This is a genomic window from Massilia horti (assembly GCF_004614195.1).
Taxonomy (GTDB): Bacteria; Pseudomonadota; Gammaproteobacteria; order Burkholderiales; family Burkholderiaceae_D; genus Telluria; species Telluria horti.
Genome location: NZ_SPUM01000072.1, coordinates 24520 through 50945, shown reverse-complemented (window position 1 = coordinate 50945; position 26426 = coordinate 24520). Strand labels below are relative to the sequence as shown.

At 65.7% G+C, this 26426-nt stretch carries 18 protein-coding genes; 2 read left to right on the top strand and 16 right to left on the bottom strand.

The genetic code is table 11. The features are described 5' to 3' along the window. Positions 1-242: 242 nt before the first annotated feature. Complete coding sequence (locus E4O92_RS11690; protein WP_135189942.1) at positions 243-2498, bottom strand: OPT family oligopeptide transporter; 2256 nt, start codon at positions 2496-2498, stop codon at positions 243-245. A gap of 117 nt (positions 2499-2615) precedes the next feature. On the opposite strand from E4O92_RS11690, the gene E4O92_RS11685 reads away from it, so the two are divergent. Both E4O92_RS11685 and E4O92_RS11680 read left to right on the top strand, forming a co-directional pair. Beyond that, positions 2616-4982 carry a penicillin-binding protein 1A gene (locus tag E4O92_RS11685; RefSeq protein ID WP_135189941.1) on the top strand — a complete coding sequence of 789 codons (2367 nt, stop codon included), beginning with the start codon at positions 2616-2618 and terminating at the stop codon, positions 4980-4982. A gap of 227 nt (positions 4983-5209) precedes the next feature. Further along, a complete protein-coding gene (locus E4O92_RS11680; protein WP_206076852.1) occupies positions 5210-6076 on the top strand; it encodes a PP2C family protein-serine/threonine phosphatase in 867 nt (288 codons plus the stop codon). A gap of 4 nt (positions 6077-6080) precedes the next feature. Here the strand turns inward: E4O92_RS11680 and tagF are convergent, their stop codons facing one another. From tagF to tssC, 15 genes are all read right to left on the bottom strand, one after another. Beyond that, positions 6081-6743, bottom strand: a complete 663-nt coding sequence (gene tagF / locus E4O92_RS11675) for a type VI secretion system-associated protein TagF (RefSeq protein WP_206076851.1) — start codon at positions 6741-6743, stop codon at positions 6081-6083. Then, on the bottom strand, positions 6725-10270 hold the full coding sequence (gene tssM / locus E4O92_RS11670; protein WP_135189940.1) for a type VI secretion system membrane subunit TssM: 3546 nt from the start codon (positions 10268-10270) through the stop codon (positions 6725-6727). The genes tagF and tssM overlap by 19 nt, the downstream gene beginning before the upstream one ends. Continuing rightward, positions 10267-11586, bottom strand: coding sequence for a type IVB secretion system protein IcmH/DotU (gene icmH, locus E4O92_RS11665; RefSeq protein ID WP_135189939.1), 1320 nt, complete (start codon positions 11584-11586; stop codon positions 10267-10269). The genes tssM and icmH overlap by 4 nt, the downstream gene beginning before the upstream one ends. A gap of 3 nt (positions 11587-11589) precedes the next feature. After that, complete coding sequence (gene tssK, locus E4O92_RS11660; protein ID WP_135189938.1) at positions 11590-12921, bottom strand: type VI secretion system baseplate subunit TssK; 1332 nt, start codon at positions 12919-12921, stop codon at positions 11590-11592. A 6-nt stretch (positions 12922-12927) separates the two neighbouring features. Next, a complete protein-coding gene (tagH, locus tag E4O92_RS11655) occupies positions 12928-14289 on the bottom strand; it encodes a type VI secretion system-associated FHA domain protein TagH (RefSeq protein ID WP_135189937.1) in 1362 nt (453 codons plus the stop codon). A 90-nt stretch (positions 14290-14379) separates the two neighbouring features. Further along, positions 14380-16305, bottom strand: a complete 1926-nt coding sequence (locus E4O92_RS11650; protein ID WP_135189936.1) for a type VI secretion system Vgr family protein — start codon at positions 16303-16305, stop codon at positions 14380-14382. Positions 16306-16328: 23 nt separating this feature from the next. Further along, positions 16329-16718, bottom strand: coding sequence for a DUF4280 domain-containing protein (locus E4O92_RS11645; protein WP_135189935.1), 390 nt, complete (start codon positions 16716-16718; stop codon positions 16329-16331). Between the two features lie 46 nt (positions 16719-16764). Beyond that, positions 16765-17289: a putative adhesin gene (locus tag E4O92_RS11640; RefSeq protein ID WP_135189934.1), complete on the bottom strand. Its 525-nt coding sequence runs from the start codon at positions 17287-17289 to the stop codon at positions 16765-16767. Between the two features lie 82 nt (positions 17290-17371). Beyond that, a complete protein-coding gene (tssH, locus tag E4O92_RS11635; RefSeq protein WP_135189933.1) occupies positions 17372-20098 on the bottom strand; it encodes a type VI secretion system ATPase TssH in 2727 nt (908 codons plus the stop codon). Between the two features lie 9 nt (positions 20099-20107). After that, a complete protein-coding gene (gene tssG, locus E4O92_RS11630) occupies positions 20108-21118 on the bottom strand; it encodes a type VI secretion system baseplate subunit TssG (protein ID WP_206076850.1) in 1011 nt (336 codons plus the stop codon). Further along, entirely contained in the window at positions 21103-22977 is a 1875-nt protein-coding gene (gene tssF, locus E4O92_RS11625; RefSeq protein ID WP_135189931.1) for a type VI secretion system baseplate subunit TssF, read from the bottom strand. The genes tssG and tssF overlap by 16 nt, the downstream gene beginning before the upstream one ends. Continuing rightward, positions 22974-23477 carry a type VI secretion system baseplate subunit TssE gene (gene tssE / locus E4O92_RS11620; RefSeq protein ID WP_135189930.1) on the bottom strand — a complete coding sequence of 168 codons (504 nt, stop codon included), beginning with the start codon at positions 23475-23477 and terminating at the stop codon, positions 22974-22976. The genes tssF and tssE overlap by 4 nt, the downstream gene beginning before the upstream one ends. Continuing rightward, the gene (locus tag E4O92_RS11615) at positions 23470-24273 is read right to left on the bottom strand and encodes a type VI secretion system accessory protein TagJ (protein WP_229483264.1); all 804 of its coding nucleotides are present in this window, start codon (positions 24271-24273) and stop codon (positions 23470-23472) included. Before E4O92_RS11615 ends, tssE begins: the two co-directional genes overlap by 8 nt. Before the next feature lie 50 nt (positions 24274-24323). Further along, entirely contained in the window at positions 24324-24815 is a 492-nt protein-coding gene (locus E4O92_RS11610; protein ID WP_135189929.1) for an Hcp family type VI secretion system effector, read from the bottom strand. A 99-nt stretch (positions 24816-24914) separates the two neighbouring features. Next, positions 24915-26405 carry a type VI secretion system contractile sheath large subunit gene (gene tssC / locus E4O92_RS11605; RefSeq protein ID WP_135189928.1) on the bottom strand — a complete coding sequence of 497 codons (1491 nt, stop codon included), beginning with the start codon at positions 26403-26405 and terminating at the stop codon, positions 24915-24917. Between the last annotated feature and the right edge of the window lie 21 nt (positions 26406-26426).

Below are 26426 nucleotides of genomic sequence, written 5' to 3'. Positions count from 1 at the left end.
ACGCATACTGACTTGCGGCTGCCGCTTCTCTGCGCAACGTGCGCGAACCGCGTGCACACCATGTGCTGTGGCCACTGGCTTTGACAGAGGCGTAGGGTGCGCACCTGTGCGCACGCGGTCAACGCATACTGACTTGCGGCTGCCGCTTCTCTGCGCAACGTGCGCGAACCGCGTGCGCACTGGTCCTCGGCGGCCCCGCGCCCCCTACAATGGTGCAGCGACGGGCTTTGGCAGAGGCGTGGTCAGCGCTGGGCCTTTTCGCGCCCCACCCAATACAGCAGCACGATGAGCACAGCGTACGGCAGGATCGACAGCGTGTCCGAGCTCGCCCCCGCAAAGAACGGGTTCGCCGCCTCGGCCCATTTGTTCAACTTATTGTCGAAGTCGGTCATCACGCCGGCCGTGATCGCGATGATGATGCCAGCCAGCGCGCCGCCAGCAATGTAGCCCGATGCCAGCAGCGTGCCCGAGCTGCGGTCGCCCGCGGCCTGCAGCTCTTCCTCGTTCAGCTTCGAATACTGCGGCAGCGTGTTGTTACGACGGTCGACCATCCAGCGTATCAGGCCACCGATCGCGATCGGCAGCGTCGACACCAGCGGCAGGTACACACCGACCGAAAACGCGAGCGACTGGACGCCAGCCATTTCGAGCACCACGGCGATCATCACGCCAAACAGCACGAGGGTCCACGGCAGTTCCTGGTCGAGGATACCCTTGATAATGTACGACATCAGCACCGCCTTCGGCGCGTCGTACTTTTTCACTTCCGAGCCATCCGGACGCTTGTTGTGCTGGCCATTGATGCCCGGGTCGACCAGGTACACCGCCTTGCCATCGTCCGCCACCAGGTATTTGCCGGCCGGGCCGCCCACGGTATCGGTCTTGTGCCAGACCTTGTAGGTGTTGTGATCAGTCTCGGCCTGCGGCCCCTGCAGTTGCGCGGTCGCGTTCAGCTTGGAAGCGTCGACGGAAAGGCCTGGCGCCACCTGCGCGGCAGGCACGTAGACGGTGCTCACGTCGTTCAGCTTGAGCAGGATCGGTCCCAGGATCAGCGCCGATGCGAACGCGCCGGCCAGGATCGCGTACTGCTGCAGGCGCGGCGTGGAGCCGACCAAGAAACCAGTCTTCAGGTCTTGGGAGGTGGTGCCGGCGTTACTCGCGGCGATGCACACGATCGCGCCGACCGACAGCGCCGTCACATAATACTGGCCGCCGGTCCAGCCCATCACCAGGAAGATCAGGCAGGTAAACAACAAGGTGGCCACCGCCATGCCCGAGATCGGGTTGGACGACGAGCCGACCTCGCCCGTCAGGCGCGAGGACACGGTCGAGAACAAAAAGCCGAACACCAGGATCAGGATCGCGCCCAGGATGTTCATGTGCAGCGGCGTGGCCAGCGTAATGATGGCGATGATCGCGAGGCACCCGATCATCACCCACTTGATCGGAATATCGCGGTCGGTACGCAGCGACTGGTCCGCCACGCTGCCCTTGCCGATGCCGGACAGGCCGCCTTTCAGGCCCTTCCAGATCGTCGGCAGCGAACGCGCAAGGCTGATCAGGCCACCGGCCGCAACCGCGCCGGCACCGATGTAGAGCACGTAAGCGCTGCGGATGTCGTCCGGTTCCATGTCCTTGATCAGCATGGTCCCCGGCGACAGCGGGACGGTCAGCAGATCCCCGAAGAATTTAATCATCGGGATCAGGAGCAGGTACGACAGCACGCCGCCCGCCGCCATCGTCATTGCGATGCGCGGGCCGATGATATAGCCCACGCCCAGCAGCTCGGGCGAGATCTCCGCGCCAGCGGAACCAGCCTTGAGCGGCGCGCCGAACACGAAGTTGACGGTATCCTTCCACAGCTTGAGCGAGATGCTGAGCACCTTGTACAAGAGGCCCAGGCCAAAGCCGCCGAAAATGATAAAGGCACGGCGCCGGGCTTCCTGCGCCGCGCTCGAACCTTCTTCACGCACTTCGCCCGCGGCCAGGCGCGAGCTTTCGGTGGCCGCGGCCTTGAGCACCTCGGCGCAGGCCGTGCCCTCCGGGTATTTGAGTTCGCGGTGCTGGTCGACGATCATTGTGCGCCGCATGGGGATCATCATCAGGATGCCGAGCAGGCCGCCCAGCACGCCCACCAGCATCACGCGCGAGATTTCAAGGTCGAAGCCCAGGATCATAATCGCGGGCATGGTCACGCCCAGTCCGAACGCGATCGATTCGCCCGCCGAACCCGCGGTCTGCGTGATGCTGTTTTCAAGAACAGTCAGCTCGCGCGCCCCTGCCTTTTTAGCAATGCCAAACAGCGTGATTGCGATAACCGCGACCGGGATCGAGGCGCTGACCGTCAGGCCGACCTTGAGCACCAGGTAAAGAGACGAAGCGCCGAATACCATACCCAGGATGACACCCATCGCCAGCGCGCGAAATGTCATCTCGGGTAATTGCGCCGACGCCGGAATATACGGCTTGACGTTGGCCGGACTGGGGTCGTATGGCATTCGAGTTCCTTGTGAAGTATTGACAGGCAAGCCGCAAAGTGCTGCGCTGCGCTCCTATTGAGGCGTGACTATCGCACATGCCGGAGAGGAATAAAAGGGGATTATAATTCCCCGCCGATGGCCTCGATACCGAAAAGGCCAAACCTTGAGAGTTCAGTTTTGACAAAATCCTCCAAGCTTCCCAAGCAGTTACGCCGCGTCCGCGGTTTCATCCTGATCGCGCTCGTCCTGATCCTCCTGTTCATTGCCGGTGTCGTGGGCTATGTCCTGATGGCGGTGATACCCAACGTGCCGGCGATCGACGCGGTCACCGACTACAAACCGAAAATTCCGCTGCGCATTTATACCGCCGACCACGTGCTGATTGGCGAATTCGGCGAGGAACACCGCGACTTCGTCCCGATCGGGAAAATCCCGGACATGATGAAAAAGTCGCTGCTCGCCATCGAGGACGCGCGCTTTTATGAACACAGCGGCATCGACTGGCGCCGTGCGATGGGCGCGGTCAAGTCCAACGTGGTCCACGGCTTCGGCTCGGGCGGCGCTTCGACCATTACCATGCAGGTGGCACGCAACTTCTTCCTCTCGCGCGAAAAGATCACGGCGCGCAAGGTCAATGAAGTCCTGCTCGCGTACAAAATCGAAAAGGCGCTGACCAAGGACCAGATTCTCGAGCTGTACATGAACCAGATCTACCTGGGGCAGCGCTCGTATGGCTTTTCCAGTGCCGCCCGCACCTATTTTGGCAAGAATCTCGACCAGCTTTCGATCGCCGAAATGGCAATGCTGGCCGGCCTGCCACAAAACCCTGCGCGCCACAATCCGGCCGTAAATCCAAAACGCGCCAAGGCGCGCCAGCACGCGGTGTTAAAGCGCCTGCGTGAACTGAACTACATCACCCAGGCGCAGTACGAACAGGCGCTGGCCGAGCCATTGCGCGTTAAGAGCGGCGGCATCTCGTTCGACACGCACGCCGAATACGTAGCCGAACTGGCACGCCAGGCAGCCTTCGAACAATTCAAGGAAGCGGCATACACCAGCGGCATCACCGTCACCACCACCATCCTCAAGGCCGACCAGGACGCCGCCTACGCTTCGCTGCGCCGCAACGTGCTGGCCTATGACCAGCGCCACGGCTACCGCGGACCGGAAGCCAGGATCGAGCTGCCCCTCGATCACAACGAGCGCGAGGACGCGATCGTCGACGCGATCGGCCGCCGTCCCTCCTCCGACGGCCTGATTCCGGTAGTCGTGCTCGCGGCCTCGCCCAAGCGTGTGCAGGTCGAAAACGTCGACGGCGACATCATCGACATCACCGGCGCGGGCCTCAAGTTCGCCGAACGCGGCCTTTCGCCCAACGCAAAGGACGCAGTGCGCATCGTGCCCGGATCGGTCATCCGCATCAGCCGGGAAGGCAAAGGCGACTGGAGCATCACCCAGGTGCCGCAGGTGGCGGCGGCTTTTGTGTCGATCGATGCCGAAACCGGCGCCTGCCATGCCATGGTCGGCGGCTTCGACTACAACCTGCAGAAATACAACCACGTCACCCAGGCGTTCCGCCAGCCCGGCTCCTCGTTTAAACCGTTCATCTACTCGGCCGCGCTCGAGAAGGGCTATTCGCCGGCCACGCTGATCCTCGACGCCCCGCTGGAGATGCCGGGCGAAGACGCGGGCAGGACCTGGGCGCCGCAAAACGACGACAACGTGTTCGACGGCCCGATCACCATGCGCCGCGCGCTGGCCGCATCGAAGAACGTGGTCTCGGTCCGGCTGCTGCGCAAGCTCTCGGTGCCGTACGCGCACGACTACCTTGGCAGGTTCGGCTTCGACCCGGCACGCCAGCCGAAGAACCTGACCCTCGCGCTGGGCACCGGCGCAGTCACCCCCCAGCAGATGGCCGGCGCCTACGCGGTGTTCGCCAACGGCGGCTACAAGGTCCAGCCCTACCTGATCGCCAAGATCGAGGACGCAAACGGGCGCGTCGTCGTCGAGAGCAAGCCGCCGGCCGCGCGCCAGGAAGAACAACGCGTGCTCGACCCGCGCAACGCGTTCATCACCGACAGCATGCTGCGCGACGTAACGCGCTACGGCACGGCCGCCAAGGCCACCGAGCAGCTGGGCCGCGGCGACATCGCCGGCAAGACCGGCACCACCAGCGACGCAATGGACGGCTGGTTCGCCGGCTACAGCGGCACCGAAGTTGCGGTCGCCTGGATGGGCTACGACGATCCGAAGTCCCTGGGCGGGAAAGAGTTCGGCTCAACCCTGGCACTGCCGATCTGGATCGACTACATGCGCGTGGCACTCGCCAAGCGCCCCGAATACCAGCGCGAGACGCCGGAAGGCGTGGTGCACGACACGGACTGGGTCTACGCCAAATTTCTCGAGTCGCCGGAATTCAAGACGATCGATATCGAACAGGGGCCCGAGACGGAAGCGCCGGCCGATCCGGCGCCCGTGCCGACGGTGACGACGACGCCTTAGCGCAAGCAGGCGGCGACATTCCTTTTGATGTCGGCGCCGGCACGCCCGTAGGGTGCGCACCCGTGCGCACGCGGTACGTGTGCATACCGGCGCCAACGGCATTCAACCGTACAGCGTGCGCACAGGTGCGCACCCTACGCCAAGCGGCAGATATCCGCTCTCTGCATGAGCCCTGCCCGTGCTAGCATTGCACCAAGCCGCCTTCCTTCGTCCACCAGGAGCCGCCATTGGATCTCTTGAAGCCACCCCGCCAGCCTGACACGAAGCGCCTCGACCTGGGCCTGGCATTCGGCCTGACCGACACCGGCACTGTGCGCAGCTCGAACGAGGACAACCTGGTGCTCGATCCCGCCCTTGGTCTGGTCGCGGTCGCCGACGGCATGGGCGGACACCTCGACGGCGCGCTCGCCAGCGCCAATGCGCTCGCTGCCCTGGTCCACTACATCCGTACCGCCGGCGATATCGACGCCCCGGACTCGGACGACACCATTCCCAAGTTCCAGGCCAGCGCGTTCGACCCGGCCCAGAGCGATCCCGACGCCACCTGGACCGACGACACGATGCGCGCCATGATCACGCTGCACGGCGCGGTCGAGTACGCGAACCAGCGCCTCTTCCAGGCGAACCTGGCGAACGGCCGTGCCGATGGCAGCGGCATGGGCACCACGCTCACCGGCATGTGGCAACCCGCGCCCGGTGCCCCGGTGTTCGTATTCCACGTCGGCGACACCCGCCTGTATCGCTGGCGCGCCGGCCAACTGGAGCAAATCACGCGCGACCAGACCATGTACCAGCAGGCGATCGAATCGGGTATGAAAGGCAATCTCCCGGCGCGCAACCTGCTGCTGCAGGCGCTCGGCCCGTACCTGGACATCCGGCCGGAGCTCCTGACCCAGCCAGTGGAACCGGGCGACCTGTACCTGCTGTGCAGCGATGGTTTGCACAGCGCCTGCAGCGACGAGCGCATCGCATCGATCCTCCAGCAGGCGCAGCCGGGGTCCCTATCCGCATGCTGCGAACAATTGGTTGCGGCGGCCAAGCAGGACGGCAGCCGCGACAACATCACGGTGGTGCTGGCGCCCTGCCGGGCCTAGCGAATCAATCCTTCAACATCGCGCCGTACGCCTGCGGCGCCGGCAGGCCGCGGCACAGCCGCACGCAAGGCTCGACCCGCTCGGATCCATCGGTCCACCACACGCTCTGTCCATACAGCGCAGCACAGGCGACGGCGTCCGCCACGCCTGCCGCCTCGTTTGCCGATTCGATGCCAATCTGCCAGCCCAGCGGCCCGTTCGTGCCCGGCGCCGGCGAAAGCGGAAGGCCTGGCAGCGATAGTAGCGCGGCATCGAACTGTTCAAAACTAAAGGCCACATCGAGCGTGGACAAGGCCAAGTCCTCCACCTGCTCGAACCAGTTCGCGCCCAGCCACTGCGCAAGGGGTACCGCTTGGTCCGCGCCGGCCGCGATCATGAGCGGAAAGTGGCGGCCGACGCGGTCCACACTGGGCATCAGCACGCCGGCCCAGGCTTGTCCATCGCACACGCCCGGCGCCAGGGCAAAGCGCCAGATCGGGCCAGTCAGGTAGACGTCGAGCCAGTTCTCGCCCAGCTGGACGCGACTGGCCTGGATGCACGCCTGCAGCCAGCCATCCCATACTCCAATGAAGCCAGGGGCCAGCCGACGCCAGATAAAGTCGCCATGCGAGGCGAGCTTGCCGTAAAAGCCGGGAGCCTGCCGTTCCATCACAGGTGTTCGCGGCACCGGAACTGCTCCAGCGCCTCGCGCCGGAAGGCATTATTGACACTGCTCGCAACCAGGTCGAATACGACCTTGCGCCCGTCGATGTCATAGGTGAGCCGGAAGCGCTCCGCCTGCGGCGCGCTCTCCAGCACACCCTTGTCGAGCATGCGCATCCAGGCCCACGGCCCTTCAGTCCTCAGGTCCGCGGACGGCGCCAGCTCAAGGTGCACTTGGTTCACGCCCTTCCCGCTCGGGACCTGGAAAGTGGTGGACCGTGCTGGCCCGCCCGGCGCCCAGGCCAGCGGCTGGCCGTCGATGTCCAGGCCCAGTTTGGTAATCGCAGGATCGCTCGCGGCCACCTTCAGGTCGAAACGCATCGATGCCTGCTGGCCGCCGGCCGCGAAATACCGGTCGCGCACCGTCGCGGCACGCTGGAAGTCGTCCAGCACCTCCTGCGGCAGCCCGAGCGAGACGCCGTTCACCGTGCGCCAGCGCCAGCGCGCGCCACCGGTATCCACATACACCTGCAGGTTCTTCTGGAAGAAGTCGTCCATCATTCCGCCCGGCCCGAAGAAGCGGCCGAAGTCATCCGGAGTCACCTCCTGTGCCACGCCGCGCACCAGGGGATAGCGGCCGGCGATGGCGCGCCGGCAGAACGGACCGGCCATCGCGGTCCAGAGTGAATCGATTCGGGCGCGCTCGCTGCCCTGTGTGAGGCCGGCCGCGTTGCTGTCGATGCCCTTGACCAGTGTGTCCAGCGGTGCCGGCAGCTCGAGGGCATCGCGTTTAAGCTGGAGCAGTGCATCGGCCGGCGGGGGCGGCGCGCCCGCGCTCTTTGCGGCATTGGCCGCTTCAAAGAAGGTGGCCACGTCCTTCAGTTTGCCAAGCAACTGGTCCAGCCCGCTCGCAGCCGCTGCACCGCCCGCCGCAGGCCCCACGGCGACCAGTTTATGCAGAGCGTCGAAATGGGCATCGACCGGGTTGCGCGGCGCCTTGGCTGCCTGCTGCGCCACCGGGACATCGCCCAGTGCCGCTTCCAGCCGCCGCCGAGCCGCGTCGCGCAGGTCCTTGACCGCGCCGCTCGCCAGCTCCACTCCCGACTTGGGCTGCGCCACCTTCTCAAGCGTCGTCTCGCGCGCGGCGGCCAACAGGAATTTGCGCAGGGGCGATTCGGGCCCGGACAACAGCCTGGCCGACCGCGCGGCCTGGTCAAGACCGGTCGACGGCGCCAGCACCACGTCGGCCAGCAGCGCATCCCACTGCCGGATGTAGTCGTCGTAGTACAGCTGCGTGACCGCGGCCTTGATCTGCGCCGCGTCATCCAGGTCCGTCACCGCTTCGCGCCGGTCGAGCACCCAATTGTCCTTCGCCACATCGGCGATCGCCAGGTCAAGCTGGGCGAAGAACATCTTGTAGCCTGCCACGGTGTACATGCCGGGGATGCCGCGCGTGAGCGGCTGGCCGCTCTGGCGCACAAGCACCAGCGGCGCATCGCGCCCGGCATTGGAGGCCACGTCGAATTCCGGCAAATGGGACTGCGCCAGCGCGTGACGAACGCGGTTATACACCCGCTCACCCATCGGCATGCGCGCCAGCGCCAGGCGGGTCTGGCTGACCAGGCCTGCGTCGAGCTGCGGCGCCGACGCGGTATCGTCGGCCAGCAGCGCAGCCGCGTGGCGCGACAGCGCCTGGCGTTGCGCCTCGTTGGCCGCGGGCAGGTTGCGCTGCCAGTCCAGGTCGATCCATGCCTGTACCGCCTCCGGCTCGAGATGGCTGCGCTGTCCGAGCATCAGGTAGACCCGCAGCAGCTCGTACAGGTAGTCCATGTTGTTCGAGCCGCCGCGGCGCAACTCGTCTTCCATGCGGCCGACTATCCTTGGCATCAAGGCCTGCGCCAGCGCCTTGTGATAGGCGCCAACCGCGCCCTCGCCCAGCTTGTCCCCCTGGTACAGGCCAAAGCGCATTTTCAAGGGAACGTCGTGGCCGAGATACTGGTAGCCCCCCGGTATATCGCGCAGGACCTCCAGCAGCGGCAGCACGGCCAGCGGCGACGGATCGTCGGGCACGGCGCGCGCAAGCCTGGCCGCATCGCCCGCGCGCGCGGCCACGTCGTCGACATATTCCTGGTTGTTGGCGTGGCTGACGACCAGGCCAGCGGTAACTGTAATCAGCAATACCGCAGCCAGCCCGATCGCCGTCCACTGCAGGTAACGCCGGTTGCGCTCCAGCCTGAGATTGGCCCCGGCCAGCTCGCTTTCGGGGAAGATCACTTCGCGCAGCAGGCGGGTGATGAAGTAGCTGCGTCCGCCAAAAGCGTTCGGCGGCAGCACCTTGCGGTCCAGTCCGAAGCCGGCCGCAAGCGACGACATCACGCGGTCGATCGGGCTGCCTTCCTGGGTACCGCTGGTAAAGTAGACCCCGCGCAGCAGCGCCGGCTCCTCGTACGCCGTGACGCCGAACACCTCGTTCAGGAAGCCTTGCAGCGGATCCGCGAGCGCGGCGAACTGCTGCGGGAAGTTGTAGATCAGCGCGCGCCGCTGCAAGTCGCGCTCCTCCTGCATGCGATCCAAAAGACGGGCGTGCAGCTGCTGCTCCAGTGCCGCAAATTCAGGCGCGAAGCGCTGCAGGGTCTCCCCCACCGCCTGCGGCGCGGCCGGCGGGAAGGTCACGCCCCAGACCTGGCTGCGCTCGTCGCGCCCCAGATTGTCGAAGAACTCGATAAAGCCGGCTAACAGGTCGCATTTGGTGACGATCACGTAAATCGGGAACCGGATCCCCAGTTCGTCATGCAGTTCCTTGATGCGCGCACGGATCGCCAGCGCCTGCGTGCGGCGCTCGGCCTCGCTCTGCTGCAGCAGGTCCGCCACCGGCAACGCGACGATCACGCCGTTGACCGGACGGCGTGGCCGGTTGCGCGAGAGCAGCCGCAAAAAGCTGCCCCATGCGGCCTTGTCGACCTCGGCGTAGCTGTCCTGCGTCGTGTAGCGGCCTGCCGTGTCCAGCAGCACCGCTTCGTCCGTGAACCACCAGTCGCAATTGCGCGTGCCGCCCACGCCGCCCAGCGCCGTCTTGCCCAGCGCGTCGGCCAGCGGGAACTTGAGGCCCGAGTGCATCAGCGCGGTGGTCTTGCCGCTGCCGGGCGCCCCGACGAACATGTACCATGGCAGCTGGTGCCAGCCGCCCTTCCTGCCGCCCAGGCGGGCCTTGCGCAAAATCGCCATCGCTTCCTGCATGCGGCGCGCGAGCTGCTCGGCCTCCGCCTGCGCCTCGGCTTCGCCCGGGAGCGGGGCCGGCGCCTCGTTCTCCGCCACGCCGCGCGCCAGACGCAGGTTGGCCAGCCGCGCGCGCAGCCACTTCCATCCGAACCAGCCGGCCCAGCCCAGGAACAGCAACGTGATCAGGATCCATCGCGAACGGGTTGACGCAAACGGCGCCTTGCCGTCGAAGGCGAACAGCGGCGCCTCGAACCATACCAGCAGCGACAGCACCAGCACGCCGAGGAGCGACAGCACGGGCGGCTTGATCAGCCAGGCAAACAGCTTTTTCATTGGGTTAGCAGGATGATGACGACCCGACGGTTGCGGGCCCGGTTGGCCGCGCTGGTGTTGGGCACCAGCGGCTCGGTCTCGCCCCTTCCCTCGATTGCATAACGCGAGGCGGGGCCGGCACGGCGCGCCAGCAGGTCCACGACGGCGGCGGCGCGCGCCTTGGACAGCGCCCAGTTCGACGGGAATTGCGCGGAAGCGCTCGGCACGTCGTCGGTATGCCCGATCACCAGCACCTTGCCGGGAACGGTGCGCAGTGCCTCGCCGATGCGTCCCAGAAGCGGCTCGAAGGCATCGATCACTTCCGCACGGCCGGACGCGAATACGCCGTCACCGTGCAGGGTGACGGTCGAGCGGTCGGCGGTTTCGGTCACGCCCACCAGAGCGCGTTCGATATCCTGCTGCAGCCACTTTGACAGGCGGGGCTGGGCCGGAACCTCCGGCTTCGGTCGTGTCGTTGCCAGCGGCGCGGCCACCGCAATGCGCTGCAGCGCCGCATACACCGGGTCGGACTTACGGTTCAGGGAGAAGGAGAAGGCCAGATGCAGCGCCAGCAGCACCAGCGCCGCCACGCCGGCAATGATCCAGAGCGGGACAAATTTGCGCAGCGAGCTGCCTGTGCGGCCTGCGCCTTTCCAGTGCGGCGACAGTTCGGCCTCAAATGCCCCGCGCTCCTTTGCGATGAGCTGCTGCAGGCGTTCACGCAGGACATCGAGCTGGCCCCGTCCCCCGTCGAGCACCCGGTAGCGCCCCTCCAGGCCGAGCGCAAGGCACACATAGAACAGCTCCAGCACATGCAGGTTGGCGCGCGGGTCCTGGCACAGCCGCTGCAGGATCACAAAGAATTTTTCGCCGCCAAACGCCTCGTTATGAAAGGCGACCAGCAGGCTGCGGCTCGCCCATACCCCGCCCGCGCCCCACGGCGTGCTCGAAATGGTTTCGTCCAGCAGCGTACACAATGCATAGCGCGCGGCCGCCACCGCTTCAAAGTCGATCATCGCGGCTCTAGCGTCGGCTTCAAACTTTTTGATCGCGCCCACCAGTTGCTGGCGCAGTCCCTCCACGTCCGCATGGCTCGCCATCACGCGCAGCGGCACCACCAGGTCGAGCAGCGGGTTGGCCGCGGCAACCAGCGGATTGACGCCGCTTGTGCACGGCAGCGCGGCGCTCTGGCCCCGGGGCGTGGCCGCCACGGCTGGCTGACCCGCCGCCGGCCCGCCAGGCGCCGGACTCGCGGCCGCACGCCTCCTGCCCGGCGTGGGCACCAGAATGGTTCGGTCGCTGTCGGGCTGCGCGCCCGGTGGCTGGTCTTGGCTCACGGCTTACTTTCGAATCGCCCAAAATTCCATCTGCAGCCCCGGGAACTCGCCCGCGATGTGCATCGCAAAGCCGGCAGACGACGCCAGCGGCGCCCAGTACTCGCTGTTCCTGTCCAGCTCAAAATAGGTGTACCCCGCGTGGAACGGCAGTTGGCGCGGCGCCACCGGCAGCGGCCGCAAACCTATGCCGGGCAGCTGCAGGTTGACGAGATCGCGGATCTTTTCGATCGAACCGATCTTCACCTGGCGCGGGAATCCGGTCCTGACGCCGTCCGGCGCCATGTGCGCGGTCACCGCCAGCACGAAGGTCGCAGACCGGATCAGCTCCGGATCACGCATCACCGCCACCCGGATGCCGAACTGGCGCTCTTCCAGCGGAATCGGCACCGCGTGCGTGTCGAGCACCGCCGACAGCGCCTCGCGCAGGTGGTCAATCACCGGCTGGAACGATTCGCGCAAGTGGTCGTGGCGGTAGGCCGGATACTGCGTTGCGCGTTTGCCGCCGGCGCCGAACGTGGCCAGCTCACCGGCCAGGGCGACCATCTCGCGGTACAGCTCTTCCGGGTGCAGCCCGCTCATGGAACCCAGGTGGCCGAACAGCGGCTCGGCGCGGTTCACCAATTGCAGAAGCAGGAAGTCCGCGATCTCGGCAGCACCCGCGGCGCCCGGCTGCGACAGGCGGCCCGCCAGCAACTGGCCGCGCTGCTGCAGCAGGCCAGTCAGTTCGTCGGCAAACATCGACAGCCTGGGCGCCACGCGAAAATCGAGGCACGGCGGGCAGTAGTCCGGATCGAGCACCAGCCGGTTGTCCGGGCGCCGTTCGAGCACACGCGCCACGCCCAGGCAGGCGTAGGCGTTGGCGACGTCAGGCTCGAGCGCCAGGCGCACCCGCAACTGGCCCACCTGCATGAGCGCGCTGTTGTCCAGGCCATTGCTGTCCAGGGCCTCGTGATCGACCGGGCGGTAGCGCGCATAGTTATCCGCCGCCTGGCTGTCGGCCGTCTCGGGCACGCCGGGACGGCGCAGCGGCAGCGCCAGCACCACCAGCACGTTGCGCGCGTCCTCGGGAATGTCGAGCGGCAGCGGCAGGTCGTCGTCCTGCGGCAGGACAAACGGCGTCCCGTCCGGCAGCACGCCGCTGCATGAGTGCAGCGCTAGCTTGCCGAAGGCGAGCATCTGCTCGTCGACCTTCAACGACGAAAAGCCCCACGCATATGACCGCAACAGCGCCACGCGCGCCTCCAGCTGCGCCTGCAGGTAGCGGTCGTGCTGCTGCAGGTGCTGGGGTTGCAGCAGCATTCCCTCGGACCACACCACTTTACGATTCCACGACATGATCCCTCACTTATCCGTTTTTTGGTTCAGGCGTGCGATCTGGTCCTCGTAGGCGGCCGAGAAGCGCTCCCCGAACAGGCGCTGGAAGTCGTCTTCGGCCTCGCGCACGATCTCGCCGTACAGCTCGACCATCCTGTCCCACAGCTTGGCCTTGCGGCTGGAGGAAAGCATCTTGTCCATCACGCCCTCCGGCTCCATTCCCCGTTCGACCAGCGCCGGATCGAAGCGCGCCAGCACTCCGGCCAGCGCCGCGCGCATGCCGGCGATGACCGCCATTTCATGGGCCTTGAGGTCGTCGAATGCGCTCGCGTATGCCTTGCTTGGTGCCATGTAGCCAGCCATGGCATTGGTCAGCATCTGGGCCAGGGCACTTTCCGCGTCCGGGAAGAACTTGAGCGGATTGTTGGCCTGGGCGCCAAGCACGGTGAGTTCGAGCCGGCTTTCGCGCTTGGTCATGGCGCGCGCCAGCAGCACCGCCATCGTGCCGGCCGTCGCTTCGCGCAGCATGGCGCCGACCAGCTCCGCTGTTTGCGCGGGAGGGCGGTCAAGTTCGAGGTCAGGCACGCCCAGTCCGCGCAGTAGCGCCTGAATCAGCTCGCTGTCGCCGTCAGTCGCGGGAGTCGCCGTCGCCTTCGGCACGTCGATCGGCGCCGGAATGGCGGGCTGCGCGCGCGGCGCCAGCAGGTCCGCCAGCGGATCGTAATCGTCGGGGATGAGGAACTGGCCGGCCGGGACGGCGGGCGGCGCCACGGGCGGAATCTCTTCGACTGCTGTGGGCGGCGGATCGGCGGCCGCGCCGAACGCGGCGTGCTGCGGCGGCACATGGTCCGGCTCCGAACCGCGATACCCATCAGGGCCGGCAGCGGCATCTTCCTGGCCCAGCAGGTTGAGCCCAAGCGGATCGTACGCGCCTGGCGCCGCAAGGTCCGCGCCGGTATCGAGAATGCTGGCGCCAGACAGGGGATCCACCGGCGTCACGTACTCGGGTTCAGGCTGGGTGGGCTGGTCGAACGGATGCCCGGGCGCGAACAACGGTACCGGCGCAGGAGGCGCCTCGTCCACCGCGACCTCCAGCACGTAATCGCCAACCGTCAGCCGGTCGCCATCGGCCAGCACGGCGGATTTGCCGGTGCCCAGCGGCTGGTCATTGACCCAGCTTGGGTTGCTGCCCAGGTCGACCAGCGTGAAACGCCCGTCGACGTAATCGATCCTGGCGTGCGTGCGCGAGATGTACTTGGCCGGATCGGGCAGATGCAAGTCGCTCTCCGACGCGCGGCCGATAGTGCCGCCCAGCCGGTCGAAACGCCGTTCCACTGCCGCGTCAAGCGCTTGCTTGCGGTAGGACTGGATCCGAAGAGTCAATGGCATCGGCGGTCGAGCTTCTTGATTTTCGTTAAAAATATTATACGTAGCGCTACCCAAAAGTCACGGCATCAAGTTAATAAAACAACACCGGCCTCAGTTGATCTTGACCAGCGAGCCTTCGATCGTCATCACCGCTCCCGACTTCACCGTCATCATCGCGCCGGCCTTGAACTCGGCGTTGCCGTCGGCCGCGATCGCGATCTCGGGCGACTTGATCGTCACCTTGGCCGGTTCCAGCTTGATGCTGCTCGAGCCGACCTTCAGCTCGATCGAAGTGGTCGCTTCGATCACGATCGTCTTGTCCACCTTGACCTTCTGGTCGCCCGCGATCTTGACGCTCTGGTTGTTGTCGACCTTGATCGCCTGGTCGTGGCCTACTGTCAGGCTCTGGTCGTTCTTGATCGAGATGGTCTGGTCGCCCTTGTCAGCCTTCTCAAAGCCGACCTTGAGCGTGTCGTTGTTCTTGACCACGCGGTTGAAGTCCTTCTCGGCCTGCACGTAAATCTCTTCCGAGTTCTTCTTGTCCTCGAAGCGGATCTCGTTGTAGCCGCCCCCGCCCTTGGAGCTGTTGGTCCTGATGACCGATTTGGTCTGCTCGCCCGGCAGCGCGTATGGCGGCATCGAATCGCCGTTGTACACGCAGCCGGTGACCAGCGGCCGGTCCGGATCGCCCTCGAGGAAGCTGACCACCACTTCCATGCCGATGCGGGGAATCGACATCACGCCCCAGCCCTTGCCGGCCCAGGCCTGCGCCACGCGCACCCAGCACGAGCTGTTTTCGTCATCCGCGCCATCGCGGTCCCAGTGGAACCGCACCTTGATGCGGCCGTACTTGTCGGTCCATATCTCCTCACCCGCCTTGCCGACCACCATGGCGGTCTGCGGCCCTCGCACCACCCTCTTGCGCAGGTGACGCGGAGCGCGGTAGCTGTGCTTCGTACCAATCGCGCAAAAGCGGCAGTTGAACTGGAGCCCAGCGCCGCCCCCACCGCTTCTGTAATCGTCGGCCACGATGACGTAGTCGGCGGCGGTGACCAGGTACTCGCGGTTCTGGTCCGCATGCGGATGCTCCGCCAGCGTGAACAGTCCGCCGGTGCACAGGCCGCGCGCGTTGGTATCGCCCACGAGCTGCTCGCATTGCCCGTGCAGCGACTCCATTCTTCCCCGCGCCAGCGCGTTGCCATCGTCGGCACTGGCATAGCCGCCCGGGTAGTCGTACTGCTCGAACGCCTGCTGCGAAAACGCGGCGGCGATGGTCGACTTGACCCGCAACCCGCCGCCCGTGCTGGCCGATGCCTTCTCGAAGTCGAAATCGTTCAGCGCGTAGCTGCTCGGCTGGATTTCGCCGGCCGCGCTCCAGCCAAACACCGCCTCGCGATCCAGCACGCCGCGGCCGTTATCGCCCCGGAATTCGAGCTTTTCGTAGCCGGGATTGGCCGTGTGGGCGCCGTACGAGTCGGCCAGCACCATGGTGTGTTTGCTCTCGTCGTGTTTGAAATAGAAGTAGATGCCCGCTTCCTCAAGCAGGCGGCAGACAAAGTTAAAGTCGGTCTCGCGGTACTGCACGCAATACGGCAAGGCCGGGTAGGTGCCCGACAACGAACCGGCATCCAGGTCGACCAGCCCACCGTAGGCAGCGTCGCCGCACACTGCCTTGACGATGTCGAGCACCGACTTGTCCTGGAAGATACGGCAGTTCGAGCTGCGCGTGAGGAGCCACAGCCAGGGATGGATGGTCGCCTCGTAGCACGCGAATTGATCGCGCGAGCCGGTGCTGGCAAAGCGCGTGACGACACCGTGGAAGTGGCGCTTCGATCCGTCCGCGAGCTCCACGCGGATACCCATCGGTTTGCCAAGCACGTCGGCGAACTTGATGTCGCCGCTTTCCGTCAGGAGCTGCACCCGGTACTCGGGCAGCCGCCCCAGCGCTTCGGTGCCTGTCATGCGCTGGAACAGCAGAACCTCCGGCCCGAGGGCGCAGGTGACGGCGACTTCGCGGTTGGCTTGGATTGCGGGCATGGGAACGATCCTGGCCTACGGGTTCACGGCACCATGGTCTTGGTGGTGCCGGCGTTGGTGAAGCTGATCACACCGCCCCAGTTGCACAGGCACTTGGAGACGTTGTCGAGCGCCGGCATATTCGCAATCAGCACCGTGGGCGCGCCGGGCATCCACGGCGCCGAGGTCGCGGGCACGCACGGCATCGGCGTGAGCACGCCCAGCGCCGCGGCGGTGGCGGCAGCGACGGCCGGATTGGCCGGCGACTGGCACATCCCGAACGGCATGATGTTCACCATTGGGATATGGTCCATGATATTGGCCGCCGGTGGTCCTTCGGCCAGCACCTTGTTTTTCGGGAGGACGACCAGCGATGACGGCGCCATACCAAAGCTGCAGGTCATCATTGCGCCCATCGAAACTTGCTGAGGCATCGTCCCTCTCTCCTTTTTCGAAAAAGTTCGCGCCGCGGCGCCCCCTCTATACCAGGTTTCCGCCCGCGTTGTACACTTTGGAATAGATTCTCGCGTCGAAGTCGAAGCCGTAATAGCCGTCCACGCGCTGTTCCACCCTGACAGCCTTATAACCAGTCGGACGGAGGTTAAGGTCCCTGCAACAGGCCCATACGATATCGAAGTTAACTGACGCGTTGACGAATGCGTGAAACAATTCAGACAGTTGTTTCCCTCTGGCCTGTGTTGTGAATACCAACGATACGTCGGCCGGCTTGATCGCCTTGGAATACGCCTTTAATGGCGGGTCATCTGGAAAGAAGCGCATGTTCGGCACCGTCTTGTACGGACCGTGCGAACTTGCAGGCGACAGAGTCGGGGTGCCTTTAATGAGTTCGAAGACCTCATGCGAGTTCATCCACTTCGCGTTTTCGGTATAAAACGTCAGGCGGCAATTCTTGGGAACCTGTGTATACCCATCCTTGGGATCCCATTGTCCATGGCCGCAGATAAAGGTCTTAATCGCGGCATCGGTATCAGGATTGTAAGCCATGATGAACTCCGTTAAATAAATGATGAGAGTGAATGCCCTTCGTTATTACCTGTGCAAACCGCCCGAATACAGCGGGACGGCATCAATGCAATTCGCCTGTGTCCCCGAATTCGTACAAAAAGTCAGCGGAGCGGGCGCTGACAAAAACGCGTTCAATCGTGCTGCCAACCATTAATCTGGAAAGAAATTCCTTCGAAATATCCGGCAGCATCGTATTGGTCAGGATCGCGTCGATCATGCGCCCGCCCGACTCGCTCTCGGTGCAGCGCGAGACCACCAGCTTGATCACGTCGTCGCTGTACTCGAACGGAATCTTGTAGCGCGCCTCGACCCGCTTTTTAATGCGGCCCAGCTGCAGCCGCACGATCTGCTCCAGCATCTGGTCCGACAGCGGGTAATACGGAACCGCGACCAGGCGCCCAAGCAGCGCCGGAGGGAACACCTTCAGAAGCGGCTCGCGCAGCGCCTTGCCCAAGCCTTCCGGGTCCGGCATCAGGTCCGGGTCCTTGCACATGCCGGCGATGAGCTCAGTACCGGCGTTGGTGGTCAGGATGATCAGGGTGTTCTTGAAGTCGATGAGGCGCCCTTCCCCGTCCTCCATGAAGCCCTTGTCGAATACCTGGAAGAACATCTCGTGCACGTCCGGGTGGGCCTTTTCCACCTCGTCGAGCAGCACCACCGAATACGGCTTCCTGCGCACCGCCTCGGTCAGCACGCCACCCTCGCCATAGCCGACGTAGCCCGGCGGCGCGCCCTTGAGCGTCGATACCGTATGCGCCTCCTGGAACTCGCTCATGTTGATGGTGATGAGGTTCTGCTCGCCGCCGTAAAGCGCCTCGGCCAGCGCGAGCGCGGTCTCGGTCTTGCCCACGCCCGACGTGCCTGCCAGGAGGAACACGCCGATCGGCTTGTTGGGGTTGTCCAGCCCCGCGCGCGAAGTCTGGATGCGCTTGGCGATCATTTCCATCGCGTGGTCCTGGCCGATCACCCGCCTGGCCAGCAGCGAGGCGATGTTCAGGATCGTCTCCATCTCGTTTTTCGCCATTCGCCCCACCGGAATGCCGGTCCAGTCGGCCACCACCGACGCCACCGCCTGGTAGTCCACGGTCGGCAAGATCAATGGGGCCTCACCCTGCAGAGCCGCCAGCTCGGCTTGCACCGCTGTCAAACGCTCCAGCAGTTCGGCGCGCGCGGACGGATCGGTCTCCGGTTGCATGGCCTGGGCGGATTGTTCGAGCCGGCTACCCGTGCCCTCCACCGGATGGGCGCCACCGCGCAGCTTTGCGCGCAGCGACAGCAGTTCGTCGACCAGCTTGCGTTCGGCGTTCCAGCGCTCTTCCAGCCCGGCCAGCCGTCCGCGTTCGGCATCGAGCAGCGCGCCAGCATCCGCTTCGCGCTTGCCGGTGTCGATGCCGATCGCCTGTTCGCGGCCGATGATCGCCAGTTCCGTCTCCAGCGCCTCGATCCGCTTGCGGCTGTCGTCCACTTCGGCGGGTGTCGCGTGCAGGCTCACCGCCACCCGGGCGCAAGCGGTATCGAGCAGGCTCACCGACTTGTCGGGCAACTGGCGCGCTGGAATGTAGCGGTGCGATAGCTTCACCGCCGCCTCCAGCGCCTCGTCCAGGATCTGGACCTGGTGGTGCTTCTCCATGGTCGAGGCCACGCCGCGCATCATCAGGATCGCCCGCTCCTCGCCCGGCTCGTCCACCTGCACGGTCTGGAAGCGCCGGGTGAGCGCCGGGTCCTTCTCGATGTGCTTCTTGTATTCGGCAAAAGTGGTGGCGCCGATCGTGCGCAGCGTGCCGCGCGCCAGCGCTGGCTTGAGCAGGTTGGCCGCATCCCCGGTCCCGGCGGCCCCGCCTGCGCCCACCAGCGTATGGGTTTCGTCGATGAACAGGATGATCGGTTTGGCGCTGCCCTGCACCTCGTCGATCACCGAGCGCAGACGCTGCTCGAACTCGCCCTTCATGCTTGCCCCGGCCTGCAGCAGGCCGACGTCGAGCGTGAGGAGTATCACGTCCTTGAGACTGGGCGGCACGTCCCCGCGCGCAATGCGCTGCGCGAAGCCCTCGACGACCGCAGTCTTGCCGACGCCCGCCTCGCCCACCAGGATCGGGTTGTTCTGGCGCCGCCGCATCAGGATATCGACCACCTGGCGGATTTCGTCGTCGCGGCCGACGATCGGGTCCATCTTGCCGCTGCGAGCCTGTTCGGTCAGGTCGACCGTGAACTTCTTGAGTGCTTCCTGCTTGCCCATAGCGGCCGGGGCGATCGCGCCCGAAGCTTCTCCAGGCGCCGCCGTGGTAAAGCCGTCGCTGGCCGTCATCTGCGCTTCGGGCGAATCCGTGAGCAGGCCGGCAAAACGCTCGGCCAGGTCCTCGCCCTTGATCCGTTCGAACTGCCGCGATATGTTGTGGAGCGCGTTGCGCAGGCCGTTGGTCTTCAGGATACCCACCACAAGGTGGCCGGAACGCACCTGCGACTCGCCGAACATCAGCGTGGCATAGACCCACGCCCGCTCCACCGCTTCTTCCACCTGCGATGACAGGTCGGTGACCGAGGTCGAGCCGCGCGGCAGCCGGTCCAGCGCCGCAGTCAGGTCGCGCGCCAGCGCGGCGGGGTCGAGTTCGTAGTGGCGGACGATGCGCGCCAGGTCAGAATCCTGCAGCTGGAGTATCTGTTGAAGCCAGTGAACCAGCTCCACGTAGGGGTTCCCGCGCAGCTTGCAAAACACCGTGGCGCTTTCCACCGCCCGGTAGCACAAGCCGTTCAGTTTGCCGAACAATGCAACGCGACTGATCTCTGCCATGATAAGTCCTTAGCCCGCGTGGGCACTTGGTTTGATGAGCAATTGGTCACGATCCCGTTCGAGGGCGCCGTGCGCGGGCCAGGTGGTCCAGCCCAACCGCGTGGCGCCGCCCAGCCGCAGTGCAGGCACCTGTTCCTTCTTGAGGATCAGCCGCACGTCCCAATCGAGCGCGTCGCCGGCGTACTGGCGCACCCACGCCAAGAGGCGGGTCATGCTGGCGCCGCCCGGCAGCATGCGCTGGTAGTCGTCGTAGTCGAGCGGCCCGACCTCGATCCTGAACTTGTGCTGGCAGTCCCACACCGCGCGCCCCAGCACGCTCGATACGCCGAGACGGTTGCCGCAATCAAGGCGGCCGACGCGCGCCTGCTGGTCCGCCGGCAGGCGCATCCAGTGGCCGACGAACTGCTCCAGGCGCACTGGCAGGCCAAAGTACCGCTGCAAAATCGCCACCAGGCCCGCGGCCGGGCGCGTCTTGTTGGCGAGGAGTCCGGCGAAGTGCAGCTTGGCGAAGTCGGCGATTGCGTCGCGGCCGCGCAGCGCCGGCGCGCCGATTCCGAACAGGCTTCCAACGAAGTCGGCAAAGCGGTCCTGATCCGGGCGATCCAGGCTGACCGCCGGTTCGGCCTGGGCCCGCGCGCGGTAAAACAGCGACAGCATCCGGTGATGGAATACGTCGAGGAAGGCCAGCAAGGTCGAATCGCCTTCGTTGCGCAAGCGGTCGCGCGTGTACTCGGTCAGGTGCCGCGGCAGCGGGCCGTTTGCGCCCAACAGGCCAAAGAAGTTGACCGCGAGCCGGGCCCGGGCCTGGCTTGACGTAGCCGTGAAGCGCGCCAGCGCGCCCTCGTTGAAGGCCAGGGTCGGCTCCTGCCCCAGGCGCAGCACATCGTCGCGCGCACGCAGCGAAGTGCCGATGCGCGGCAATTGCGGGTGGGCCGCGTCGATCAGGCGCAGCACCTGGAAAAAGTCCATCCGGGCTGCCACCCGCTCGAGCCTGCGCTCCAGTTCTACAGGATCGCGCATACGCCCTCCTGCGCAGGCCAACGCATGATCTCGCCGCGGGCGACGGTCCTGATCACGGTTTCGGTAAACGCATTGATCGACACATACTGTCCAAAAAAGCGCGCCAGCACCGCGCCCAGCACAAAGGCGCCGCTGCCTTCGAACGCCGCGTCGTCGAACGTCACCGTGAGCTGCAGCCCCCGGCCGAAGGCGATTGGACCGGGCGACGGCATGCGCCGGATGATCGGGCCGGACGCGATGCCGCGCACGCCTTCCACCTGGCGCTGGCCGCCAGAATCGCCCGCGTGGCAGTACAGGGCCAGCAGTTCGCGCAGCGCCACCGCCCCTTTGTCGGGATCGGTATCGGCCAGCGACAGGTAGTTGAGCGAGAGCTGGTTCAGCAAGCGCCACGCCACTGCCCCTTCGGCGAACGAAGGATACGGCTGGCTTGGCCCGGCCACGCAGCGCACCGACTGCACCGGCGCGCCGGAATCGAGAATGAAGTCGGTCTTGCCGACACCGAGCGGCATCGACAACGGCAGGTCGCGGTTGGTGCACCAGACGCTGACGCCAAGCTGGCGCAGGTCGCCGCGGTACGGCGCCTCGGCCGCGTCCACCAGTGTGAGGAAAGTCTCGCTGCCGATGTAGCTCGAGCGCGGCCCGCTCTGCCGCTGGCGCTGCGAAAGCGCACGCCGTTCACGCCGCAACTGAAAAAAGGCCTTCTGCTGCTCGCCGCCGGCGAGATCGTGCGCGCTGTAGAACGGCATGAAGCGCTGCTCGGCGTTCGTGCCGGCGCCATAGCCGGTCACTTCCTCGACCTGGAAGACCTCGTAATCGAGGGGGCGCGTGCGGTCCACCAGCAGGTGGTATTCGAGCTGTTCCCCGGTCAGGTTGATGCGGTCGGCACGTCGCCGGAACAAGTTGGCCGCCGGCGTGCAGTTGAGCGCAAAGTGCGAGGCATCCAGCACCTGTTCGAGCTGGGGATCGGCGCGATTGAGCAGGACGATCAGTTCAACCTCGGTCTCGTCGCAGCGCGCCAGCGCCTGGCGCAACGCGCTGATCTCGACGAAATGGTAACGCTGCGGGAGTGCGAAATACTCCTGCAGCAGCCGGTAACCGTCCAGCCGCCGCGGCTCGCCCGGCAGCAGCGCCTCGCCAGGGGAAAAGCCGAGCGGCGCAAGCACGCTCTTGGGCAGCAGCGCGTGCCAGGATGCCGGGCGCGTGGCAGGCAACACCAGCACGCCCTCGACCCCGGCCAGCATGGTCTCGTAGATCCGGCCGGGGAGCGCGTCGCTGCCGCGCAGGTGCAGGCACAGGCGATCGAGCGGCAGTTCGGCCAGCCGCGCGCCGCTGCTGCGCAGCCGCAGCCGGATGCCGGCCTTGACCGTCGACGGCAGCCGCAGGTCCACGCCCGGCAGCGCGCCTGCAAAGGTGAAGCAGCGCGCCTCTGCCAGTTCGAGCGGCCACAAGGTCAGTGAATGCGCGGTGCGGTATTCGCAGGCGGTGGTGTCGCCCTTGCCCAGCACGCTGCGCAGCGCCGTCCCGCGCGGCACGGGAAAGCCATCCTTCAGGCTGGGGTTCGCCAGGTCAGGCTGCAGCTGCACCACCGCCATCGAGGGCGTGGGCGCCAGGAACTGCGGATACACCAGCTCCGAAAGATGCTGAGTGAAGCGCGGGAACTCGGCGTCGAGTTTCATCTGCACGCGCGCGGCGAGGAAGCTGAAGCCCTCCAGCAGGCGCTCGACATAGGGGTCGGCGCATTCGAAGCCTTCCAGGCCGAGGCGCCCTGCGATCTTGGGGTAGTCGCGCGCGAACTCGCCGCCCATCTCGCGCAGGTGCTGCAGCTCCTGGCTGTAGTAGCGCAAAAAGCGGGGATTCATTGCGTCCCCGCCCGTTCGGTCAGCCGGATCGATGCACCGATCAGGTCGATCTCGGTTTTCAGGTAGAGCCGTTCAGGATACGGCTGCGCCCATAGGTCGCCCTCGATCTCGAACATGATCTTGTTGTGCTGCGCCTCCCCTGACAGCGCGCGCACGTTCACTGAATTGCGTATCAGGCGTGGTTCGAAATCCCAGATCGCCTGCCGGATCGCGCGCTCCAGGTCGGCCAGGTCCAGGCCGGCGATGGCGATTCCCGAGATGTCGGGCATGCCGTAGTTGAGCACCGAATTGGCAAGGTGCGGCAGGCGCGGCGTGTCGGACACCGACAGCAGGTTGGTGGTGTTGAGCAGCCATGCCAGGTCGCGCAACACCGATTCGCGCAGGGTGCGCAGCGACAGCACGCGCCGCTCGCGCGCTTCGACCGCCTTGTCCGGCTCGAGGTCGGTCAGGCGGTCCAGCAGCGACGGCTGCAGACGCTCGCGCGGGGCCAGTTCAGCCATCTTGGTCCTGGCGGTCGAACTCGATCGCACGCACGTCCATCAGCGCGTACTCCGCATGATCGGTCGCCAGCATGCGCTGGCCCAGCGCGCGCCCGGCCAACGCGCCGTGCTCACACCATTCGGTGCGGCGGCCCATCAGCAGCGCCTCGTCGCCGCTCTGGACGGTTTCGCTGTAGCGGGTCGGCACCAGCGCCACGCTGTCGCCACCGTTGGTCCAGATGAAACGCGCCGGCAGCCAGACCGTGTCGCGCAGATCGCTCGGCGCCTCGAACTGTACGCGGGCCACGCGTTCGACCGGCACCCAGAAGTAGCGGCCGTTGATCACCGCCTCGAACACCGGCCCCAGGCGCGGGTCGGCATCGGCCAGCCAGCCAAAGCGCACGCCGTCGATGTTGCCGCTGCTGGTCGCGGCCTGCTCGAGCGCCTGCGCGCGCAGCCCGTCGGCCTTGGCCGGGTTGTCGCCGTCGATCCGCAGCGCTTCGACCAGCATGCCGAGCCAGGCTTGCGGCTCGCCGAACACCAGCGGCGTGCGGCGGCCGGCAAAAATCTCGGCGCGCAGCACCTCGCAGCGGATCGCCTCGCGGTACACCTGCGCCATCGGCAGCGCGTTGGCATCAAGATGCGCCGCCATGTTGAGCTGGGTGAGGGCCCGGTCCCACTGGCCGAGCACGGCCAGCAGCTGGAACAGGAAGATGCGGTGCCTGGCACATGCCGGTTCCGCGCGCACGGCCTGCTGCAGCACGCCCAGCGCGTCGTTTAGCCTGCCTTCGTTGAGAAGCTCCTGCGCTTGCATCATGCCCTCCCTCGGTTCGCCGGGGAGGCGCGAAGCCATCCCCGGGCCAAACATTACGCGGCGATGTTTTCCGCGATGTTCCAGCCAAATTCGGCGTCGGCGCCGACCTCGCCATGCGAGTCCTGCTGCGCGTAGGCGAACTTCACCTTGCCGAAGTTGAGGGTCACGTTTTCGGTGAGGCGATCTTCGCCCCCGCTGCCGCCGGTCGAGATCGCAGTCACCAGCACCTCTTCCATTGTGATCTCGATATAGCGTTTCTGGCCCTCGCCCGCCTTACGCACAAGGAGGTGCGCCTTCGGGATGTGGGAGCCCTTGGCCAGCGCCGTCATCAGGCCGTTGGATGACTTGTCGACGTACTTGGTGAACGACAGGTCCTGGAAGCTGGCCTTGCCAGCTCCGCCCCCGCCGCCCATGTGGGTGGTGCCGGACTGCGACATGCCCCAGCTCCAGGCCAGCACGTCGATGTCGCCTTTCGGGCCTTGCACGCTGTCGCGCGATTCGCCCTTGATCTTGTCGCCCATGTTGATGAACATGTCAACTGCCATTTTTTTCTCCTCATGGCCGGTACCTGGCGCCGGCGTCGTGACGCACAAAGAATGCCGGCCAGGCGCCGGCCCGTTGCTTGGCCATGAAGGCCGAAATGACTAGCCCTTGGCGGACGGCAGCTTGGATACCAGCCGCAGCGACACCGTCAGGCCCTCGAGCTGGTAATGCGGGCGCAGATAAAACTTGGAGGTGTAGTAGCCGGGATTGCCCTCGACCTCCTCCAGCACCACCTCGGCCGCAGCCAGCGGTTTGCGCGCCTTGGTCGCTTCGCTCGAGTTGGCCGGGTCGCCGTCCACGTAGCGGTTGATCCACTTGGTCAGCCAGCGCTGCATCTCGTCGCGCTCCTTGAACGAGCCGATCTTGTCGCGCACGATGCATTTGAGGTAATGCGCGAAGCGGCAGGTCGCGAACAGGTACGGCAGGCGCGCCGCGAGGTTGGCGTTGGAGGTGGCGTCAGGGTCGTCGTATTCGGCCGGCTTGTGCAGGGACTGGGCGCCGATGAAGGCGGCAAAGTCGGTATTCTTCTTGTGCACCAGCGGCATGAAGCCGTTGGCGGCCAGTTCGGCCTCGCGCCGGTCCGAGATCGCTATCTCGGTCGGGCACTGCATGTCCACTCCGCCGTCGTCGGTCGGGAAGCTGTGCACCGGCAGGCCCTCGACCGCGCCGCCCGATTCGATGCCGCGAATGCGCGAGCACCAGCCATACATCTTGAACGAACGATTGACGTTGACCGCCATCGCATAGGCCGAGTTGGCCCAGGTGTAGTTCTTGCTGCCCGGGGCCGAGGTATCCTCCTCGAAGTCGAATGCCTCGACCGGGTCGGTCTTGGCGCCATATGGCTGGCGCGCCAGGAAGCGCGGCATCGCCAGGCCGACGTAGCGCGAATCCTCGGACTCGCGGAACGAGCGCCACGCGGCGTGCTCCGGGGTCTGGAAAATCTTGGTCAGGTCGCGCGGGTTGGACAGCTCCTGCCACGACTCCATCAGCATCACCGACGGCGCCGCGGCTGCCATGAAGGGCGCGTGCGCGGCGGCCGCAACCTTGGCCATGCTTGAGAGCAGTTCGACGTCGGGCGCGGTGTTATCGAAATAGTAGTCGGCCACGATCGCGCCGAACGGCTCGCCGCCGAACTGGCCGAACTCCTCCTCGTACATCTTCTTGAAAATCGGGCTTTGGTCCCAGGCGGTGCCCTTGTACTTCTTGAGCGTTTTGCCCAGCTCGTTCTTCGATATGTTCATGACGCGGATCTTGAGCGTCTCGTCGGTCTCGGTGTTGTTCACGAGGTAGTGCAGCCCGCGCCAGGCGCCTTCCAGCTTCTGGAATTCGGGCGCATGCAGGATCAGGTTGATCTGCTCGGTGAGCTTGCGGTCGAGCGCGGCGATCATCGACTCGATCGTCGCCAGCACGTCGCCCGGCACCAGGCTGGCGCCGGCCAGCGCCTGTTCGGCGAGGGTGCGCACCGCGCTGTCGACGGCGTCCTTGGCCTTGTCGGACTGCGGCTTGAATTCTTTTTGCAGCAGGCTCGCAAAGTCGCTCATCTCGAGCGGGGCGGCCGCGCCCTGCTGTACTTCTGCGGTCATTTCAGTCATCGGATTCTCCTGGGCGGTCGG